The following is a 2,061-nucleotide window of genomic DNA, read 5'->3' on the forward strand; positions in this document are numbered from 1 at the left end:
CCACGCCCGGCCCGTTCGGCGCGGCCTGCGCGGGCGCCTCGGGCGGGCCCAGGCGGTGCAGCACCAGGCCAGTGCCGGCAGCACCGGCCAGGACCAGCACCCAGAAGGCGCCGAGCGCCTTCCAGGCCGGGGAGGCACGCCTCATGGCGAGCGGCTCATGATGGCGCGCCTGTCCCTGGGGTTCAGCGCCCGGCGCGGCGCTGCGGATCGGCGGCCGCCCAGGCGCGCAGCAGGGCAGCGGCCTGCTGGGCCTGGAAGTCGGTCTCCGGCTTGGTCGGGTCGAAGGCCGGGGCGCCCTCGGGCGGCATGCGGCTCACCTTCTCGGCCACGCCGGCCGGCAGGTTGGTGGGCGGCAGCGGCGGCGCCTCGGCGCTGCCATTGTCGTTGCGCAGCGCGCGGCGCAGATCGGCCTCGCGGTCGCGCAGCGGGGCGTTCGCCTCCTCCCGCGTCGCCAGCACCTCGATATCCGGGTTGATGCCGGTGGCCTGGATGGAGCGGCCCGACGGCGTGTAGTAGCGCGCCGTGGTCAGCCGGATGGCGCCATTGCCCGGGATCGGCATGACGGTCTGCACCGAGCCCTTGCCGAAGGAGCGCGTGCCGAGCACGATCGCCCGGCGGTGGTCCTGCAGCGCGCCGGCGACGATCTCGGAAGCCGAGGCGGAGCCGCCATTGACCAGCACGACCACGCGCAGCCCGTCGGTGATGTCGCCCGGCTTGGCGTTCCAGCGCTGCCCCTCATCGGCGCGGCGGGCGCGGGTGGAGACGATCTCGCCCTGCTCCAGGAAATCGTCCGAGACCTGCACCGCCTGGTCCAGCAGCCCGCCCGGATTGTTGCGCAGGTCGAGGATCAGGCCCTTCAGGTTGCCGCCCGCCTGCTGCCGCAGCGAGGTGACGGCGCGGCGCAGCGCCGCGTCGGTCTGCTCGTTGAAGGAGGAGAGGCGGACATAGCCGATGTCGTTCCCCTCCATGCGGAAGCGCGCCACCTGCGGCCGGATCACGTCGCGGGTCAGCGACAGCTCGATCGGCGTCTCGGTGCCCGGGCGGCGGATGGTCAGCTTGATGGTGGTGCCGCGCTCGCCGCGCATCTGCTCGACCGCCTCCTGCAGGGTCAGGCCCTGCACCGAGCTGCCGTTCAGATGGGTGATCAGGTCGCCCGGCTTGACGCCGGCGCGGGCCGCCGGGGTGTCGTCGATCGGCGAGATCACCTTGACGTAGCCGCCCTCCTGGCTGACCTCGATGCCGAGGCCGCCGAACTCGCCGCGGGTCTGCACCTGCATGTCGCGGAAGGAGCGGGCGTTCATGTAGCTGCTGTGCGGGTCGAGCCCCTGCAGCATGCCGTTGATCGCGGACTCGATCACCTCGCGGTCATTGACCGGCTCGACATACTCGGCCCGGACGCGCTCGAAGATGTCGCCGAACAGGTTGAGCAGCCGGTAGGTCTCGGCGCGGTTGCCGGTCTCCTGCGCGAAGGCGGAGACCACCGGCGGCAGCACCACCGGCCCCAGCACGGCGCCGGCGGCGAAGGCCGCCGCCACCACGCCGACCATGCGCATCTTAGGCTTCATGCGGTGACCCCTCATGCCGGTCAACGATCCTTCTGCCGCGAGCATTCGACGGCTTAGCGAGACACCTTAGAGCGGCTTCCTGTGCAAGGGGCAAATTGAAACCTTTTTCGACAATGCCGTGGGACGGAATCTGCGGGAGGGCCGCCTAGCCCCGGCTGCGGAACCAGCCCTTGGGGTCGACCGGCTGGCCGTTGCGGCGCAGCTCGACATACAGCGTGGCGCGGCCATTCTCCTCCCCCGCGCCGAGCTGGCCGACCGGCTCGCCGGCCAGCACCCGGGCGCCGGTCTCGGTGTCCAGCCGGTCCAGCCCGGCCAGCACGAAATGGTAGCCCCGCCCGCAATCGACGATCAACAGCTGGCCATAGGAGCGGAACGGACCGGAGAAGGCGATGCTGCCGCCGCAGGGGCTGACCACCCGGGCCTGGGGCGGCGCGGCATAGGTCAGGCCGCGCGCCGGGCCGCCGGCGCCATTGTCGCCGAAATCGCGGGTGACGCG

The 2,061-nt window shown here is 72.2% G+C and carries 2 protein-coding genes; both read right to left on the reverse strand.

Annotated features, from left to right (window positions below; genetic code table 11):
* Positions 1–182 precede the first annotated feature (182 nt).
* Positions 183–1,565: a S41 family peptidase gene (locus HMPREF0731_RS09330; protein ID WP_245538295.1), complete on the reverse strand. Its 1,383-nt coding sequence runs from the start codon at positions 1,563–1,565 to the stop codon at positions 183–185.
* Positions 1,566–1,710: 145 nt separating this feature from the next.
* Positions 1,711–2,061 (reverse strand): murein hydrolase activator EnvC family protein (locus HMPREF0731_RS09335; RefSeq protein ID WP_007003854.1); only part of this gene is annotated, 351 nt, incomplete at its 5' end.

Source organism: Pseudoroseomonas cervicalis ATCC 49957 (assembly GCF_000164635.1).
GTDB lineage: Bacteria > Pseudomonadota > Alphaproteobacteria > Acetobacterales > Acetobacteraceae > Pseudoroseomonas > Pseudoroseomonas cervicalis.